At 75.6% G+C, this 1,593-nt stretch carries 1 protein-coding gene; it reads left to right on the top strand.

Annotated features, from left to right (window positions below):
* Positions 1-1,593 (top strand): beta-ketoacyl synthase N-terminal-like domain-containing protein (locus KN815_RS46200; protein WP_216347767.1); only part of this gene is annotated, 1,593 nt, incomplete at both ends.

Raw genomic sequence — 1,593 nt, 5'->3', positions numbered from 1 at the left:
ACCCGACTGCCCGTCGCCCAGGGCCCGATGACCCGGGTCAGCGACGAGCCCGCGTTCGCCGCCGCCGTGGCGGCCGACGGCGCCCTGCCCTTCCTCGCCCTCGCCCTCGCCGACGCCGCGCGCACCCGGGCCATGCTGGAGCGCACCCGGGACTCGCTGCCCGAGGGCGCCTCCTGGGGCGTGGGCATCCTGGGCTTCGCCGACGAGCAGGTCAAGGAGGCCCAGCTCGCCGTCGTCCGGGAGCTGAAGCCCACGCACGCCGTCATCGCGGGCGGCCGTCCCGCACAGGCCGCCGCACTGGAGGCGGAGGGCATCTCGGCCTTTTTGCATGTGCCCTCGCCGGGGCTGCTGCGGCAGTTCCTCGCCGCGGGCGCCCGCAAGTTCATCTTCGAGGGCGCCGAATGCGGCGGTCACATCGGGCCCCGCAACAGCTTCCCGCTGTGGGAAGCACAGACCGAGGTGCTGCGCGAGTTCCTCGCCGAGCAGGGCCCCGCGGCGGCCACGGAGCTGACCGTGCTCTTCGCCGGAGGCATCCACGACGCCCGGTCGGCCGCCATGGCCGCCACCGTCGCCGCCCCGCTGACCGAGGCGGGCGCCGCCTTCGGCGTGCTGATGGGCACCGCCTACCTGGTCACCGCCGAGGCGGTCGGCGCGGGCGCCATCCGGCCGCTCTTCCAGCGGCGGGTCCTCGCCGCCGACCGCACCGACCTGCTGGAGACCGCGCCGGGCCACGCCACCCGGTGCGCGGCCAGCGAGGTCACCCGCGACTTCGCCGAGCTGCGGGACGAACTCACCGCCCAGGGCGTGCCGGACCGCGAGATCTGGGAGCGCCTGGAGCGGTTCAACGTCGGACGGCTGCGCATCGCCTCCAAGGGCGTCGAGCGGGTCGGGGACGAACTGCGCGCGGTGGACGAGGAACGCCAGGGCGCCGAGGGCATGTTCATGGCCGGCGAGGTCAGTGTGCTGCGCGCCGAGGTCACCACCGTCGCGGCGCTGCACCGGGAGGTGACCGAGGGCGCCGCCGCCTGGCTCGCCGAGCGCGCCGCCACCGCCCCCGCCCCGGCCGCCGAGGAGGCACCCGCGCCGCTGCGCGTCGCCGTGGTCGGCATGGCCGCGATGTTCCCCGGCGCCCGCGACCTGGGCGAGTTCTGGGCCAATGTGATGTCCGGCACCGACAGCATCACCGAGGTGCCCGCCGAACGCTGGGACCCCGAGCTGTACTACGCGCCGGACGGCGACGGCGAACGCACCCCCTCCCGCTGGGGCGGCTTCCTGCCCCGGATCCCGTTCGACCCGCTGAGCTACGGCATCCCGCCCGCCTCCCTGCCCAGCATCGAACCCGTACAGCTCCTCGCCCTGGAGGCCGCCCGGCGCGCACTGGCCGACGCCGGCTACGAGGGGCCGGACGCCGACCACCGCCGCACCTCGGTGATCTTCGGCGCCGAGGCGGGCAGCGACCTGGCCAACGCCTCCACCCTGCGCACCGTGCTGCCCGCCTACGTCGGCACGCTGCCGCCCGGTCTGGAGGAGCAACTGCCGAGGCTGACCGAGGACTCGTTCCCCGGCATGCTCGCCAACGTCATCGCGGGGCGC

It is taken from the genome of Streptomyces niphimycinicus (assembly GCF_018883605.1).
Lineage (GTDB): Bacteria > Actinomycetota > Actinomycetes > Streptomycetales > Streptomycetaceae > Streptomyces > Streptomyces niphimycinicus.
This window is presented reverse-complemented; position numbering and strand designations above follow the sequence as displayed.